Consider the following 15,879-nt stretch of genomic DNA (forward strand, 5'->3'; position numbering starts at 1 on the left):
GTTACGCCAATGAAGTGACTGGCCTCCAGGACAGGCTCCGCACCGGGCAGGAATCAGCGCATCCGCACCGGGGCACCCGGCGGAAGCACTGGTGTGCAGGTGACCGAGAGTGAGAAGGGGTTGTGCATGCTTGAACTGCGGCCCACCGCGGCCGAACCGGTTGGGCCCGTCAACGGCCCGCTCACCGCCCTCGACGCCGTCCGGGCCGTCGAGGCGGAGCTCGAGCATGTCCTCGACGAAGGGCTGTGCCGGGCCCGTGAAGTGGATCCGGTCTTCGCCCGTGATGTCGCCGGCCGGGTCACCGCGTTCGTCCGGCGGGGCGGGAAGCGGCTGCGTACGGCGTTCGCGTGGTGCGGGTGGCGGGCCGCGGGCGGTTCGGGCGACGCGACGGCCGTACTGCGCACCGGCGCGGCCCTCGAACTCGTCCAGGCATGCGCTCTCATTCACGACGACCTGATGGACGGGTCGTCGCTGCGCCGGGGCGCGCCGGCGGTGCACGTGGACCTCGCCCGCATGCACCGCGCCGCACGCATGAACGGTTCGCCCGAGGCGTTCGCGACCTCCGCCGCGGTACTGGCCGGCGATCTGGCCCTGGCCTGGGCGGACGACCTGCTCACCGAGACGGCACTCGGCTCCCCGCACGGCCCGCGGCTGTACCACGAGTGGCGCGCCATGCGCGGCGAGATGGTCGCCGGGCAGTACCGGGACATCCACGCCCAGGCGTCCGGGTCGTCCTGCGTCGACGAGGCCTTGAGCATCGCCACGCTCAAGAGCGCCCTGTACACGGTGGAGCGCCCGCTGGCCCTGGGCGCGTCCCTGGCCGGCGCCCAGGCCCACGCCCTGGACGCGCTGCGCTCCGCCGGGCGGTGTGCGGGTCTGGCCTTCCAGCTCCGCGACGACCTCCTCGGCGCCTTCGGCGACTCGGCCCTGACGGGCAAACCGGCCGGCGACGACCTGCGGACGCGCAAGCTCACCTACCTGCTCGCCGTCGGCCTGAGGCTCGCCGACGCCTCTGGTGACAAGAGGGACACCGAAGCACTCGCCCCCGGCGCGGTCTGCCGGCCGGCCGAGAGCGTGGAACGTATGCGGGCGGCGCTGGAACGGACCGGGGCGCGGGCCGCCGTGGAGAGAAGGATCTCGGAGCTGGCGACGACGAGCCTGCGGCACTTCGCGAGGACCGGCGCCGAACCCGCCGTACGGCGGGACTTCACCGCGCTGGTCTCGCGGGCGTCGGGCGTCGCACTGGAGCGTGCCGGGGAGGCCGCGTGAGAACGGTACCGGGGGCGACGGACCACGTCGTCGTGGTGGGTGCCGGGCTGTCCGGCCTCGCATGTGCCCTGCATCTGCTGGGCGCCGGCCGCAGGGTGACGGTCGTCGAACGGGACCCCGGGCCAGGCGGCCGAGCCGGCCGCCTGCGCCTCGGCGGCTATGAGATGGACACCGGCCCCACGGTGCTGACCATGCCGCACCTGGCCGACGAGGCCTTCGCCGCCGTGGGCGACAGCCTCTCCCGCCACGTCGAACTGATGGCGCTCCACCCGGCTTACCGAGCGTGTTTCGCGGACGGGACGTCGCTCGACGTCCACACCGACGGCGAGGCGATGGAGGCGGAGGTGCGGCGGTTCGCCGGACCGGCCGAGGCGGCGGGCTACCGCGGGCTGCGGGACTGGCTCGAGCGGCTGTACCGGGCCCAGATGCGGCGCTTCATCGACACGAACTTCGACTCGCCCTTCCGGCTTCTGCACCCGGACCTGGCCCGTCTGGCGGCGCTGGGCGGGTTCGGACGGCTGGACAGGCGCATCGGCCGCTTCCTCTCCGACGAGCGTCTGCGCCGGGTCTTCTCCTTCCAGGCCCTGTACGCCGGTGTCGCGCCCGCACGGGCTCTCGCGGCCTATGCGGTGATCGCCTACATGGACACCGTGGCCGGCGTCTGGTTCCCCAGGGGCGGCATGCACGCGCTGCCTCGCGGCATGGCGGACGCGGCAGCCGGCGCGGGTGCCGCGTTCCACTGGTCGGCCGAAGCGACCGCTCTGGAACGCTCTGCCGGGCGGGTACGTGCCGTACGGCTGGCGTCGGGCGAACGGATCCCGTGCGACGCGGTCGTGCTGACCTGCGAGCTGCCCGCTGCTCACCGGCTGCTGGGACGCGCCCCGCGCCGCCCGGTACGGCTGCGTCACTCGCCGTCCGCCGTGATCCTGCACGCCGGGACCGACCGCACCTGGCCCGGTCTCGCCCATCACACCCTCTCCTTCGGCGCGGCCTGGGAACGTACTTTCGACGAGTTGACCGTCGAGGGGCGGTTGATGAGCGATCCGTCCCTGCTGATCACCCGGCCGACGGCGCACGATCCGGGCCTGGCGCCGCCCGGCAGGCACCTGCACTACGTACTGGCTCCCTGCCCGAACACCGAGGTCGGTCCCTCCGCCGCCGCCTGGCGGGACCTGGGGCCGCGTTACCGCGACAGCCTGGTCGCCGAGATGGAGCGGCGGGGCCTGGAAGGATTCGCCGGCAGTGTCCAGGAGGAAATGCTGGTGACCCCGCTGGACTGGGCGGCACAGGGGCATGCTGCGGGCAGCCCCTTCTCGGTCTCCCACACCTTCGCCCAGACCGGCCCGTTCCGGCCACGCAATCTGGTGCGCGGCCTCGAGAACGTCGTGCTGGCCGGCTGCGGCACCACCCCCGGTGTCGGCGTGCCGACAGTGCTCGTCAGCGGCAAGCTCGCCGCCGCACGCGTCACCGGTGGCCTCCGGAACCGTTACGCCGGCCGCGCCCGTCCGGCGTCGCGCTCCACCCGTGCCGTCGCCCCGACCGCGGAAGGTGTCCATGACCCGTCGTGAACTGGATGCCGCCAAGATCACCGATCCCGCCCTGCGCGCCGCCTACACCGAGTGCCGGCGGCTCAACGCCCGGCACGGCAGGACCTACTTCCTGGCCACCCGTCTTCTCCCCGTGGAACGCCGGTCCGCGGTACACGCGCTGTACGGCTTCGCCCGCTGGGCGGACGACATCGTGGACGACCTCGACGGACGCCGGACGCCACAGGAACGTGACCGGCTGCTACGGCGCCTGGAGAGTGACCTGGCGCACGGACTGCGCACCGGTGGCGGGACCGAACCCGTGGTCCGTGCCGTGGCCGACACCGCCGACCGGTACGGCATCGAGCACGTCCTGTTCGCCGACTTCCTGGGCTCGATGCTCAGTGACCTGCACGTCACGGACTATCCGACCTACGGCGACCTGCGGACCTACATGCACGGCTCGGCCGCGGTGATCGGGTTGCAGATGCTGCCGGTGCTGGGCACGGTCGTACCCCGGGAGGAGGCGGCGCCGCACGCGGCGGCCCTGGGGGAGGCGTTCCAGCTCACCAACTTCCTGCGGGACGTGGGAGAGGACCTGGACCGGGGCCGCGTCTACCTGCCGGCGGACCTGCTCGCCACGCACGGCGTGGACCGTCCGCTGCTGGAGTGGAGCCGCCGCACCGGGCGTCGTGACCCGCGCATCCGCGCGGCGCTCGTCGCCGCCGAGGCCATGACACGGAAGGTGTACCGGGCAGCGGAACCCGGCATCGCCATGCTCGACCCCCGGACGCGTCCCTGCATCCGCACCGCGTTCACGCTCTACGGCGGCATCCTCGACGCGATCGCGGATCAGGGGTACTCGGTGCTGCACCGTCGTGCGGTGGTGTCGCGGGGACGTCGTACGGCGACGGCCGTCGCGGGAGCCGTACAGATCGCCGGCGCGCGGTGGCGCACCCGCGCCTCACACGCGGTGCCCCGGGCGGGCGACGCGGCACTCCGGAGGAAAGGACCCGTGCGGTGAGTGACCGAAGGGACCGGGCCGGCTGGACACCACCGTTGCGGCGACGTGGCCGCTCGCACTGGGCGGCACAGACCCCGACCTGGCGGGAGGCACGCCCGGCGCTGATCGCCGACGCGCTGAAGCGGGCGTCCGCCCGTCCGTCCGGCAACTGGTTCGTCGTCGGTGCCTCCCGGGACGTGCGTGCCGGTGGCCGCCCGTACGGCAGTACGGTGGGCGGCATCGAGGTCGTGGTGTGGCGGTCGGGCACGGGAGAGCTGCGCGCGGGGCCGGGTGTCTGCCCGCACCTCGGTGCGCCGTTGCGGGACAGCCGGGTGGTGTGCGGCGAACTGGTGTGCCACTGGCACGGACTGGCCCTGGACGGCGGGCCGTTCCCCGGCTGGGATCCGTACCCGGTGCACGACGACGGCGTACTGGTGTGGGTCCGCCTCGACCCGGTCGGCGGCGAAGAACCGTCGGAGCGCCCCTTCGTGCCGGTACGGCCGGTGGCGGGCAGCGCGGTGGACGCCGTGTTCACGGCGGTCGGGCGGTGCGAACCGCAGGACGTGGTCGCCAACCGGCTCGACCCGTGGCACGGTTCGTGGTTCCATCCCTACTCGTTCGTGGACCTGACGGTGGCCCGGCCGCCGCGGGGCGAGGAGGACGACGTCTTCGTCGTCGATGTCTCCTTCCGGGTGACCGGCCGTCTGGTGGTACCGGTCCGGGCGGAGTTCACCGCTCCGGAGCCGCGCACCGTCGTCATGCGCATCACCGAGGGCGAGGGGACCACGTCCGTGGTGGAGACTCATGCCACGCCGCTGACCGGCGAGGCGGACGAGCGGCCGCGGACCGCGGTGATCGAGGCGGTCGTCGCCGCCTCGGACCGGCGGGGCTTCGCACTGGCACGGGCCGCCGCGCCCGCGCTGCGCCCGCTGATGCGCCGGACGGCCGCCCGGCTGTGGCGCGACGATCTGGCCTACGCCGAGCAGCGCTGGAGGCTGCGCAGCACCGGGCGGTTCCCCGGGTGAACACGGCCGGTGGCCGGCGCAGTCGCGCTCGCCGTACCGGGACGGGGCCCGTGGCCGGGGACTCAGTGCCCGGCGAGCGCGCCGATCGCCCGCAGCACGGGGGAACGGCCCGTGCGGGGAACCGTCCACAGCACCTGGCCCCGGACGCCCCAGTCGGCGAGAAGGGCGCCGGCCGCCAGGAATCCGGTGGTGGCGGCGCGTTCCATCAGGGCCACCGGAAGGTCGCAGCCGATCGCGTCACCGGCCAGGGTCACCCGGGGGTGGGGTGTCACCACGGTGGGCCGCCGGGCGTAGGAGCCGACCGGGAAGAGCGGGCAGTCGGAACGCCACTCGTGCCGGGCGTCCAGGACCCGCGCGCTCCGTGTTTCCGGATAGACCTGGCGCAGGCTGTCGAGGAGGCGGTTTTGCACCGTGTCCGGTTTCGCCTCGGCGGCGACGGCGTAGGCGTGCAGTTCCACCACCGAGCCGCCGGTCCGGGCGGCCCATCGCGCGGCCTCCCCCTCGTAGCGTTCCAGGACGCTGATGTTGTCGAGGCCGTCGTATCCGCTGGTGCCGAGGAATCCGGGGCGGTCGGCGCGGACCGGCCGGTCCAGCCAGAGCCGGGAGACGAGGAAGGGCGGGGCGGTGCCCAGGGCGGCGACGTCCTCGCGCCAGGCGGCGGTGCCCAGGCCGGGTGACGCCGCGACGACCCCCTTCAGCGCTCCGGGGTCGAGGGCGAGAACGGCCGCCTCGTACCGGTCGGCGACGGTGTCGGTCCGCACCTGGACACCCCCGCCGTCGCGGGGGTCGACGCCGCGTACGGGTGTACCGGTACGGACATCGACTCCGAGGCGCTGGAGGTAGTCGCCGAGCGGCTCCCACAGTGCCTGTGGAAAGGGTTCGCTCGGCACGTCGAAGAGCAGGCCCTCCGCGGAGCCGAGGAAGTAGATGTGGAACATCAGCAGCAGTTCCGCGGCGGACAGTTCGCGCGGGTCGGCGAAGAAGCTGCGCGAGAACACCTCGAACGCGAGATGGTGCGCGGCTTCGGGGAAGCGGACGCGTTCCAGGAAACGGGTCGCGCTGATCGAGTCGAAGCGTTCGTAGACCTCGGGCACGCGGACGTCGAACAGGGGCAGCGCGGCCCGTGCGTCCATGGCGCCGAGGTCGCGCCAGCCGAAGGTGGGGCTGAGGGCGACGAACCCGAGGGCGCTGAACGGTGGTGTGCGCGGGACCCGGGCGAAGCTGTCGGTCAGCCCGCCGCTGTGCCGCAGCGGGTAGTCGGGCAGCGGCCGGAGACGGTCGAGACCTGGATCGGTCCGCCGCAGGAGGCCACGCAGGTTGTAGTACTGACGGAAGAAGGCGTGGAAGCCGCGGCTCATGGTCGCCTCGGACCCGTCGGCAAGGCGGGTGCGCCGGCCCGCGAGACGGCCGCCGAGCGACTCCTCCCGTTCGTAGAGGGTCACACGAGCGCCCCGTTCGGCCAGCAGCGTGGCCGCTGCGAGACCGGCGACACCTCCGCCGGCCACGGCTACGGACGGAGCGTCGCCGGGTGCGAACCGGTCCCGGCCGGGCGTGGGCATCATGATCTCGGCCTTGCGGTCGCGCCCTCGTCGAGCCGTGCGGCGGGGGGCGGTCACCGGGCGTACTCCGCTGCCGCGGCCAGACCGTTGCGGGCCAGGAAGGTGTGCACGATGCCGGTCTGCCATCCGGCGACGGGGGCGGCACGCACGCCGGTGAACCCGGCGGCCGTCAGACGCGTGGTGAAGGCGGGGGCGGTGTCGAAGTCGATGACGCTTCGCCACAGGTGCCGGTAGAGAGCGCCGTTGCCGCTGAGCGTTCCCGCGGGAACGATCATCCCCCGACACACGGCCGTCCACAGAGCCCGGTGGGCGGCCGAGCCGCTGAGGCTGTACTCGTGGACGACGAGCCGGCCGCCCGGTCGCAGCAGGGACCGGACGGACGTCAGGACACCGTCCGGGTCGGTGACGTTGCGAAACAGGTAGGCGGCGAAGACCGCGTCGTACGGTTCCTCCCCTGTCCTGGCCACCTCCTCGGCCGTCAGGTGCTGGAAGCGGACTCGGCCCGGCCACGGTTTGGCCCGTGCGCGCCGCAGCATGCCCGACGAGGCGTCGACGGCCGTGATCCGGGCGCGGGGCGCGGCCCGCAGCAGGGCCCGGGTGGAGGTGCCGGTGCCGCAGCCGAGGTCGAGGACATGCAGACCTGCGCCGGCCCGGGGCAGTCGGAGCCGTCGCGCTGAACGCAGGAGGTCGGTGCGGTAGCCGGGGTTGAGGGCCGTGAGGCGGTCGTAGGTGTGCGAGGCGTGGTCGAAGGCGCGGGCCAGATCGTGGTCGCGCAGCAGTGTCATCGGTGCCTGTCTCCGATTCGTGGGTCGGGGTGGGATCGGCGGGACAGAAAGGGGAGTTCGACGGCGGTCCGCAGCATGGGGCCGACGGGGGCGCGCAGCCCGATGCCCCACTCCTCCCAGGGCGAGGTGGCCCCGTCCAGGAACCGCAGCAGACGTTCCGGCGGGATCCGGCGGAAGAGGCCGGTGAAGAAGTCGGGGCCGTCGATCCGGCCCGTGTCCAGGGCCCGCAGCAACACCGCGTCCATGGCGAGCGCCCGCCGTCCGTGCGGTGGGGGTGCGACCGCCCGTCCGTCGCGCAGGGCGGTGGCGATGGCCCGGCTCTGCCGCTGCACGGCGGCGAAGGTGTAGCCGGTCGCCGGGCGGGTCGCGCCGCCCGCCGTCCCGATCCGGAAGACGGCGGGCCCGGTCCGGCGGGCGAAGCGCGCGTCCGTCATGGGAATGACGCCCTGCTCCGTCGATTCCACCGTGAGCGCACCGAGCTTCAGGATGTCGCGGCTGTAGCCGGCCAGCGCCGCGTCGTAGACCTCGGCGGTCAGCGGAGCGCGGGAGAACTCGGTGTACTCGACGAGCGCTCGGTCCGGTGCCAGCGGCAGTACGTAGCCGAAGGCGAGCCCGTGGCGCGGCTGCGGTACCCGGAAGTCCATCAGGTCGGCCACCGCGGGATCGAACCGGTCCGCGTCCGTGCGCACGAACCAGCCACGGAAGTGCTGCATCAGCTGTGTCCGGGCCGGTGGCAGGGTGCGCCGCGGGCGGGAGTCGAACACGTGGCGGGCACGCAGTGTCAGTGCACGGCCGTCGGGGGTCGTGCAGCGGACCTCCGCTCCGTGGGCCGTGTCGCGTACCGTGTCCGCCGTCGCGCGCAGGACGTGTGCGCCGGGGGAACGGGCCAGCAGGGCGTGCACCAGCCGTTCGAACTCCGTGGACCGGAGCATGCGGTAGCGCAGCGGAGCCGGGTTCAGGGTGATCGCGTCGCCGTCGGCGCCGTGGACGCGCAGCAGGGACCAGGAGGCGCTGACCGCCTGGTCGTAGTCGCCCGTGCCCTGATCCCAGTAGCACCAGGTCCGCTCGGGGGGCCGGCACGGACCGTCCGGTGCCTCCACCAGGGTGACGGTGGTGGAGGCACCGGACGCCGCCAGTCGGTGCGCGAGGCTGAGCCCGGACGCGCCACCGCCGACGATGACCACGTCGGACGTCTCACCGGGTGCGTGGGAAGGTCGGCTCACCTGGCGCGCCGTTCGACGAGGAGTGTCCCGTCCGTGGCCGTGCGCAGCAGTTCGGCGTCCGCTTCCAGCGCGTCGGCGACGGCTGCGACGACCTGGCGGGGGTCGCCCCCTTCGGGCATCGGCGGGGCCGTGCCCGCTACGGACCGGTCCGCGAAGCCGGTGTCGAGATGGCCGGGCCGGATCTCCAGGACCCGGATGCCGACGGTTCGTGCCTCGCGGCGCGCAGCGCCGAGCCAGGCGCTCAGCGCGGCTTTGGAGGCGCTGTAGTCGACCATGCCCGCCTGCGGACGCTCCGCGACCACGCCGGTGACGGCGGCGATCGCGGACCCGGGTTCCATGACGGCGAGCGCGGCACGGAAGAAGGCGGCGGGGGCGAGGACGTTGACCGCCATCAGGTACTCCGCGACTTCGTCGCCGACCTCCTCCGCCCGGCCGAAGGCAACCGACCCGAAGGCCGTCACGACGGCGTCCAGCCCGCCCCGTTCGGCCGCTGCGCCATGAACGGCGCGGGCGCAGGACGCGGGGTCGTAGGCGTCGAACAGGAAGGTCGGAGCGTCCGGGTACGCCTGGGCGGCCCGGGCCAGGCGGGCCGGATCACGGCCGGCGAGGGCCGGGCGCGCCCCCCTGCCGGCCAGTTCCGCGGTGAGGGCTTGGCCGAGGACACCGGTGGCGCCGGCCACCAGCACGCGCGCGCCATTGAGGTTCACGTCTCGCTCCCGATCGCAGGGGCAGATCACCAGCTCTGCTTCTCCACCGTGTGTTCCGTAAACCGGCCGCCGGTGGATGCGGCGGAAACGGTACGCCCGGCCGTCAGCCGGGCACCGGGTCGCGGAGCACCTCCCGGGCGGCCCGTGTGCCCGAGGCCAGCGCGCCTTGCACCGAACCGGTCGCCCGGTGGTCTCCGCAGACGTACCGGCCCGGGGCGAACCGCGTGGGGCGGCTCAGCGGCCAGGGCGGCTCCATCACGGGCAGCGCCCCCTCGACGGTGTACACGGCGACCTGGCGCCAGCCGCTCGTGTCCGTGCCGTACAACTCGGCCAGGCGCCGGAGCACGGCCTCATCCGCCCCGGGCCGGTCCTCGCCCAGTACGGAACTGGAGACCAGCACGGTGCCGGACGACGCGTAGGCGGGAGCGACCTCGCTCAGCACACAGGTGTTCAGCACCCCGCCGGTGGCGTCCACGACCAGGGTCGGCTCGGCCAGGGGGGTGCGCGCCGGCGCGTGGTAGTACGTCGTGACCGTACGGCCGTCCGGCACGGCCAGGCCCGGCAGCAGACGGGCCGCGGCGGCAGCCTCCGTCGCCACCACGACGGACGTGGCCGGCAGCTCACGGCCGTCCGCCAGAAGCACCCCCGAGGCAGTGACCCCGGCGACGGGCGTCTGCAGCCGGAGCACGCCCTCGGGGAGGCCGGCAGCCAGTTGGGCCGGCACGGCGCCGATGCCGTCGGCGGGCAGGCAGAGCGTTCCCCTGGCCATGCTCCGCCAGACCAGATGGAAGAAGCGCGCCGAGGTCTCCATCCGGTCCTCCAGGAAGACGCCGGACAGGAACGGGCGCATGATCTCGGCAACCGTCGCGGCCGACAGCCCGGCGCGGGTCAGGGCGGCGGCGGTGGAGCGGTCCGGACGGTGTTTGAGGGAGCGGGCGGGCAGGAGGGCGTCCCGCGCGGTGAGCGCGGCCAGCGCGGCCAGGTCGCGGGCCGGCAGGGCCCTCCCGGGCAGCAGCGCCCCCGCTCCCTTCGGCCGCCGGGTCGGGTCGGCGAGGCGCACGGGCCCCGTCGAAGTGTGCGCGATGATGCCCGGGGTGAACGGCCTCAGCCGTAGACTCCGCAGGTCCAGGCGCCGTTTCACCTGCGGATACGAGGTGTTGAACACCTGGAATCCCCGGTCCAGCAGGAAACCCTCGCGCCGGTCCGTGCGCATCCGGCCGCCCACACCGTCGGAGGCCTCCAGCAGCGCCACACGCCGCCCGGCGCGGCACAGGTCCAGAGCGCAGGCCAGACCGGCGAGACCCGCTCCGACGACGACCGTGTCGGGGCTCCGACCGTGTTGAGTGGTCATGTTCCTCTTCCTTCGACGTCCTTCGATTCCCTGGACGCGAACCTCTGTACGACTGGAGTGGGGCTTCGCCCTGCGGCGCTCCCTGCGGCGCTCCCTGCGGCGCTCCCTGCGGCACGGAACGTGTCGTTCGCGGTCCGTCGTTCGCGGACGACCGGACCGGACCCTCACGCGGTCCACCCGAGCACGTTCCGTCCGGCGAGACCAGGCGCCACCGCGATCACCTACCCGACAGGCTGAGTCACATCACCTGAGCACGACCGACTCCACCGCCGCGACGGCCTCGGCCAGTCCCGGCGGATGCGGCGACCTCGGCACGGTCTGCCCGGCCCAGCCGGGCCCGAGTGTCAGGACGAGCGGCTTCCGGCGGGCTCCGCGCACACCCCACTCGATCGCCGCGACATGCTGGGCCAGCGGTCGGCTCGCCGTGGTACGGGACTGCGCCCACAACCCCACCACGGCCGGACCGGTCCTGCGTACGGCGGTCACGAGCGACTCGACGGGCAGCGCGCCGCCGAACATGCGCACGGGAAGGCCACGTTCGGCCAGTGCGGCCGCCAGTACCTCCAGCGGCAGCGTGTGGTTCTCCGCGGGAACACAGGCGAGCACCGTGGTGGCACCGGACCGGACGGCGGCCACGGGCGGCGCGTGGCGCCGGAGAGCACCCGAGACGTGCCAGGACAGGAAGTGCTCGACCTCGACATACCTCTCTCCGGAAATCTCCCACTTGCGGCCGGCCGCCTGCAGCGTAGGCATGATCACCTCCGTCCACGCCGTGACCAGGCCGTGCTCCTCGATCACGGCCCTCAGCAGCTCGTCGAGAGCGGCGGCGTCGAGGCGCAGGGCCGCACGGGCTACTCCCCTGCACTCCTGGCGCACGTCCCCCAGCCGCAGACCGGTGCCGGCCCGTCTGCCGGCGCGGGCCGCCGGTCGCGGTACGGAAGCGGCCTTCCTCTCACGCGGTGCCGCGTTTGGATCACGCGGTGCCGCGTTTGGACCTGCCTCGCCGAGCGCCAGGCGGGCGGCCTCGGCGGGCGGCAGCCCGGTCGTCGTCAGGGCGCACATCCGCTCCAGCCGGGCCAGATCCTCTGCTGTCCAGCGGCGGTGGCGGCCACCGGTGTGCGCGGTGGGGCCGAGGCCGTAGCGGCGGTCCCACGACCGGACCGTGGTGGGCGCCACCCCGAGGCGCCGCGCCACCTCACCGGTGGTCAGCCCGCCACCGCGCCGCGCACCCGCTCGGTCGGCATCGTTCTCGTTCACTCCCACACCTTCACCTTACGACGCACAACCGACGCGTGTTGTGTGCGTCGTTTCGGCTCACAACACTGGGCAGTACGCGCCCGGCCGTCACGGCACACGCCCGCCTGGTCCGCTCCACAGGCGGCCCTGCGCCCCGCACTGCTTCCACGGCAGGAGGAACGTGCCATGAGCACGACGAACACGCGATCCACCGATGACCACTCCCCGGCCGCGCAGAGGACCCCGTACGAGGACGAACTGGCCCGTGGCCTGCGAGCCGCGGACGAGAACGCGTTCGCAGCCGTCTATCTGCGCTGGGGCTCACTCGTCCACACCATGGCCACCCGGTCGCTCGGCGACACCCACGAGGCCGAGGACGTGACCCAGCAGGTGTTCCTCGGCGCCTGGCGCGGACGGACCGGCTTCCGTCCGGAGCGGGGGCCGCTCGGCGCCTGGCTGGTCGGCATCACACGCCGGAAGATCGTCGACGCCCTGGCAGCCAGGACGAAACGTCTCACAGTGATCGATTCGATGGCGCACGACGCCGGTTCGCACCGCCGGGAGGCCAGTGCCCCGGACGACGTCCTGGACCGGGTGCTCCTGGTCGACGCCCTGTCCCGTCTGCCGCACCACCAGCGCGAGGTTCTGTGCATGGCGTTCTACGAAGACCTGACCCAGGCCCAGATCTCCGAACGCACCGGAATGCCCCTGGGCACCGTGAAGAGCCACACCCGACGCGGCCTGCACCGGCTGCGCGAGGCGATGGAGCAGGGCCTCTCCGACGAGTCCGCCGCCTACCGCCGACGAATCTCCGACTCAGGTCACTAGCCGCACAGGAATTCCCTGCCCCGCGCATCCACGACGGCACCCGTGCGCGAAACACGGATGAGATACCGCAAACCGGCGGAACCTCTCGACGAAGGGACGATCCTCATGACCTCCCGAATCCCCCTCACTCTCGCCGCCTCGGCCGGCGCCTGCGCACTGGTCCTCGGCGTCACCGCACCCGCCATGGCGGCCCCCTCCGCCGACGACCCGGCCATGGTGTCCGTCTTCCACGGCGTTCCCGGCCTGACCGTCGACGTCTACGCCAACGGTGAGGAACTGCTCGGCGACTTCGAGCCCGGCACCGTGACCGACCCGCAGGCCCTCGACGCGGGCACCTACGACATCCAGGTCTTCGAAGCCGGCCAGGGCCCCGACGGCACCCCTGCCGTCGAGAAGGAGATCGAGGTGCCGGCCGGGGCGAACGCCACCGTCGCGGCCCATCTCTCCGCCGACGGCGAGCCCCAGCTGACGGCGTTCGTCAACGACGTCTCGGAGGTGGACGCCGGCCAGACACGACTGACGGTGCGTCACGTCGCAGCCGCCCCGGCCGTGGATGTCCGGGCGGGCGAGCAGCCGGTCTTCAAGGGCCTGGAGAACCCGAAGGAGGACACCACCGTGGTCGACTCCGGCACCGTTTCGGCCGACGTCGTGCTGGCCGGCACCGAGACCGTGGCGATCGGCCCGGCCGACCTGAACCTCGAGGAGGGCACGAGCAGCATCGTCTACGCCTGGGGCAGCGCCGACGACGACAACCTGGCGCTGGCGACCCAGACACTCAGCGGCATGGAATCGGCACCCAACGCCGTCGACGCGGGCGGCAACGGCGCCGCCGTCGCCACGAACTCCTCCGACCAGTGGCTGGCCTGGGCCGCCGCGGGCGGCATGGTCACACTGGCCGGCGGCTTCCTGATGGCACGCCGGGCAGTGGGCCGGCGTGGCTGAGAAGGGGCGACGACTCGGCGGTCTCGCGGTGACGGCCTCCGCCCTGGCGGGGGTCCTCACCCTGGCGGCCTCCCCGGCGGACCGGGCGGCTCCCCCGCCCGACTTCGGTCCGGCGGTGCCGGCCCGGGCCGCCGGACCGGCCGAGCACCCCGGTTCCACCGCGACAGGCCCGGATCCGGGTCATCACCCCGAGCGCCCGCTTCCACCGCCCCGGCGCGTCCTGGTGCCCGACGTGGGTCTCGACGCCCCGGTACGGCCGGTCGGCGTCACGGAGCAGGGCGCACTGGCGATCCCCTCGAATCCCACCGTAGCCGGGTGGTACCGCTTCGGCCCGGCGCCCGGAAGCTCTCGGGGCTCAGCCGTGCTCGTCGGACACGTGGACAGCGAGTCGGGCGCCCTCGGTGAGTTCGCGGCACTCTCCGGCGTACGGCCCGGAGACCGGGTGGAGGTGCGCCGCGCCGACGCCGGACCGGCTGTCTACCGGGTCGTCGCGCGTACGACGGTACCGAAGGACGACCTTCCGTCCTCCGCCTTCCGCCGGACCGGTCCCCCGGTTCTCACGCTCATCACCTGCGCGCCTCCGTTCGTCCCCGACCAGGGCGGCTACCTGGCCAACGTGGTCGTCACGGCGGAGCCGGTCCGGGAATGAGCGGGAGCACGCATCCGTGTGCGGGCCCTCGCCCGGTACGGGCGGGGAAACAGAAGGCGGAACGCGGGGAACAGGAGGTTGTGGTGGACCACGTCGAGCCCGCGCACCTGGTGGAGCTGGCACTGGGGAACGGCTTTTCGAGCGACGACGCCAGTGCTCTGCGGCACATCGCCGTATGCATCCGGTGCAGGAAGGAACTGGGCCGGATGGCACGTGTCGTGGCCGCCGCACGCAGCGTCGAGGAGCCGGACCTGCCGGCCGCCCACCCGGAGCAGGTCTGGCAACGGATCACGCGGGAGTTGTCCCCGGCGGGGGAGACCGCCCCACCACCGTCCGCGGGGGCCGACCGCACACTTCGCGTGGTACCCACATGCGGACACCGCACCGGCACCCCCGAGGACGCCGTCGCCCGGGCGGCTCGTCTTGTGCTGGGTGCTTCCGCCGTGGCCGCGGTCATCTGGGGGTTGAGGCGGCATCGTGCCGCGAAGCGGCCCGGCAGGAGCGGCTGACACCCGGCCGACACCCCGGGAGCCTGTGATCCGGGCCGGTGCGACCCCCGGGGACGTCACGGCTGGCTGCGCGCCTGGTCCGCCGCCTGACTGGCGGCGCCGGTCTCCGTGGTGGCACCGCGGGTGCTGAGCTTGCCACCGCTGGACTCCAGGTGCGCGCGGACGAACCACTGGAAGAGTTCCAGTCCCCGCAACTGCTCGATGAGCATGTCCTGGGTGACCGGATCGGACGTCTCGGTGGCCTGCATGGCCTCACGGTGGTCCTTGACGACGGCGGTGTACACCAGATCGAGGGCCCCGAGGTGCTCGATCGCTTCCGCCCGGCCGATCGAGTAGTCGTTCCAGGTGCGCCGGTCCACCAGTGCGCCCGGGGTGCCGTTGGGCTGTCCGCCGAGTGTGGAGATCCGCTCGGCGAGGTCGTCGGTCATGGAACGGACCTTGTCGACCTGGGGGTCGATCATCTCGTGCACGGCGATGAAGTGCGGCCCCACGACGTTCCAGTGGACGTGCTTGAGCGTCAGGTGGAGGTCGTTGAGGGCGTGCAGACGCGTCTGCAGCAAATCGCTGATGTGCTGGCTGTCCTGGGTGCTCATCCCGGGCACGGTGTACGAGATGTCCGCATTCTGTGACGGCACGGCGGCGCTCCTTGTGCGATTGGATGCTGAGACGACCAGACAAGCACCGATCACCGCGATCTCGGCGTACGGCCACGTCCCGCCCGTCTCATCTCACCGGTTCGGAGCAGGCCCGCGGGCGTGCCGTCGCCGGCGGCCACCCGGAAGCGGAACGAGGACCGCCGCCGCCCCGCACCTTGACCGCTTGTCGCAGCCCCTTGCCACCGGTTGTCCGCGGTATTGACGGCGAACCGGCTGGTCAGCCCCGCGCGGCGGGCGTCGGACCGGGAGCGGCCTGCGATGATGCCGCAACCGGGGAGGGCAGCCCGCCTCCTGGCCAAGACGTCGAAGCTCCTCACCGAGAAGCTGGGCCCGGTCGCCGAGCACGAGACGTACCCGGACGTCGCCCGGCTCTCCCCGTTCAAGGACCGGCACCTCGACTTCCTGGGCCGCTACCGGTTCGGCATCAAGACCGGCAGGCCGGGCCAGGGCCTGCGGCCCTTCCGCGACCCCGACGCCACCAAGGACGACGGCGAGGACTGACGACCGGCACACCCGACCCGTTGGGCCGTTCGTCGTATCCCGCGCAGGCCCGGGCTTCGCCGCCCCGGGGGGCAACTCGGGAAGAACGCGATCACGAGCACGATCGCTCC

General features: G+C 73.2%; 16 protein-coding genes. 9 read left to right on the forward strand and 7 right to left on the reverse strand.

Going from position 1 to position 15,879, the window contains the following annotated elements:
- Window positions 1–126: 126 nt before the first annotated feature.
- The 4 genes from ACWZEH_RS02045 to ACWZEH_RS02060 are packed head-to-tail and all read left to right on the forward strand — an operon-like array spanning window position 127 to window position 4,823.
- On the forward strand, window positions 127–1,269 hold the full coding sequence (locus ACWZEH_RS02045; RefSeq protein WP_456195232.1) for a polyprenyl synthetase family protein: 1,143 nt from the start codon (window positions 127–129) through the stop codon (window positions 1,267–1,269).
- Window positions 1,266–2,837, forward strand: coding sequence for a phytoene desaturase family protein (gene crtI, locus ACWZEH_RS02050; RefSeq protein ID WP_456195233.1), 1,572 nt, complete (start codon window positions 1,266–1,268; stop codon window positions 2,835–2,837). The genes ACWZEH_RS02045 and crtI overlap by 4 nt, the downstream gene beginning before the upstream one ends.
- Window positions 2,824–3,819, forward strand: a complete 996-nt coding sequence (locus ACWZEH_RS02055; RefSeq protein WP_456195234.1) for a phytoene/squalene synthase family protein — start codon at window positions 2,824–2,826, stop codon at window positions 3,817–3,819. Before crtI ends, ACWZEH_RS02055 begins: the two co-directional genes overlap by 14 nt.
- Window positions 3,816–4,823 carry a DUF5914 domain-containing protein gene (locus ACWZEH_RS02060; RefSeq protein ID WP_456195235.1) on the forward strand — a complete coding sequence of 336 codons (1,008 nt, stop codon included), beginning with the start codon at window positions 3,816–3,818 and terminating at the stop codon, window positions 4,821–4,823. The genes ACWZEH_RS02055 and ACWZEH_RS02060 overlap by 4 nt, the downstream gene beginning before the upstream one ends.
- A 62-nt stretch (window positions 4,824–4,885) precedes the next feature.
- On the opposite strand, the gene ACWZEH_RS02065 is transcribed toward ACWZEH_RS02060, so the two are convergent.
- The 6 genes from ACWZEH_RS02065 to ACWZEH_RS02090 form a co-directional block, all read right to left on the reverse strand.
- The gene (locus ACWZEH_RS02065) at window positions 4,886–6,385 is read right to left on the reverse strand and encodes an FAD-dependent oxidoreductase (protein WP_456200023.1); all 1,500 of its coding nucleotides are present in this window, start codon (window positions 6,383–6,385) and stop codon (window positions 4,886–4,888) included.
- A gap of 50 nt (window positions 6,386–6,435) precedes the next feature.
- Window positions 6,436–7,167 carry a methyltransferase domain-containing protein gene (locus tag ACWZEH_RS02070; RefSeq protein WP_456195236.1) on the reverse strand — a complete coding sequence of 244 codons (732 nt, stop codon included), beginning with the start codon at window positions 7,165–7,167 and terminating at the stop codon, window positions 6,436–6,438.
- Window positions 7,164–8,390, reverse strand: coding sequence for a lycopene cyclase family protein (locus tag ACWZEH_RS02075; protein ID WP_456195237.1), 1,227 nt, complete (start codon window positions 8,388–8,390; stop codon window positions 7,164–7,166). The genes ACWZEH_RS02070 and ACWZEH_RS02075 overlap by 4 nt, the downstream gene beginning before the upstream one ends.
- Window positions 8,387–9,097, reverse strand: a complete 711-nt coding sequence (locus ACWZEH_RS02080; RefSeq protein ID WP_456195238.1) for an SDR family NAD(P)-dependent oxidoreductase — start codon at window positions 9,095–9,097, stop codon at window positions 8,387–8,389. Before ACWZEH_RS02080 ends, ACWZEH_RS02075 begins: the two co-directional genes overlap by 4 nt.
- A 103-nt stretch (window positions 9,098–9,200) precedes the next feature.
- Complete coding sequence (locus tag ACWZEH_RS02085) at window positions 9,201–10,448, reverse strand: NAD(P)/FAD-dependent oxidoreductase (protein ID WP_456195239.1); 1,248 nt, start codon at window positions 10,446–10,448, stop codon at window positions 9,201–9,203.
- A gap of 243 nt (window positions 10,449–10,691) precedes the next feature.
- Window positions 10,692–11,705: a MerR family transcriptional regulator gene (locus ACWZEH_RS02090; protein ID WP_456195240.1), complete on the reverse strand. Its 1,014-nt coding sequence runs from the start codon at window positions 11,703–11,705 to the stop codon at window positions 10,692–10,694.
- A gap of 165 nt (window positions 11,706–11,870) precedes the next feature.
- Between ACWZEH_RS02090 and ACWZEH_RS02095 the strand changes: the two genes are divergently transcribed.
- The 4 genes from ACWZEH_RS02095 to ACWZEH_RS02110 all read left to right on the forward strand — a co-directional run bounded on the left by ACWZEH_RS02095 (window position 11,871) and on the right by ACWZEH_RS02110 (window position 14,612).
- Entirely contained in the window at window positions 11,871–12,512 is a 642-nt protein-coding gene (locus tag ACWZEH_RS02095) for a sigma-70 family RNA polymerase sigma factor (protein WP_456195241.1), read from the forward strand.
- A gap of 105 nt (window positions 12,513–12,617) precedes the next feature.
- Window positions 12,618–13,454, forward strand: coding sequence for a DUF4397 domain-containing protein (locus ACWZEH_RS02100; RefSeq protein WP_456195242.1), 837 nt, complete (start codon window positions 12,618–12,620; stop codon window positions 13,452–13,454).
- Window positions 13,447–14,103, forward strand: a complete 657-nt coding sequence (locus ACWZEH_RS02105) for a class F sortase (protein WP_456195243.1) — start codon at window positions 13,447–13,449, stop codon at window positions 14,101–14,103. The genes ACWZEH_RS02100 and ACWZEH_RS02105 overlap by 8 nt, the downstream gene beginning before the upstream one ends.
- An 83-nt stretch (window positions 14,104–14,186) precedes the next feature.
- Complete coding sequence (locus tag ACWZEH_RS02110) at window positions 14,187–14,612, forward strand: hypothetical protein (RefSeq protein ID WP_456195244.1); 426 nt, start codon at window positions 14,187–14,189, stop codon at window positions 14,610–14,612.
- A 56-nt stretch (window positions 14,613–14,668) separates the two neighbouring features.
- Here the strand turns inward: ACWZEH_RS02110 and ACWZEH_RS02115 are convergent, their stop codons facing one another.
- Window positions 14,669–15,247, reverse strand: coding sequence for a Dps family protein (locus ACWZEH_RS02115; protein WP_456195245.1), 579 nt, complete (start codon window positions 15,245–15,247; stop codon window positions 14,669–14,671).
- 279 nt (window positions 15,248–15,526) lie between these two features.
- Between ACWZEH_RS02115 and ACWZEH_RS02120 the strand changes: the two genes are divergently transcribed.
- A complete protein-coding gene (locus tag ACWZEH_RS02120) occupies window positions 15,527–15,769 on the forward strand; it encodes a hypothetical protein (protein ID WP_456195246.1) in 243 nt (80 codons plus the stop codon).
- Window positions 15,770–15,879: the final 110 nt, after the last annotated feature.

The organism is Streptomyces yamdrokensis, from assembly GCF_053890455.1.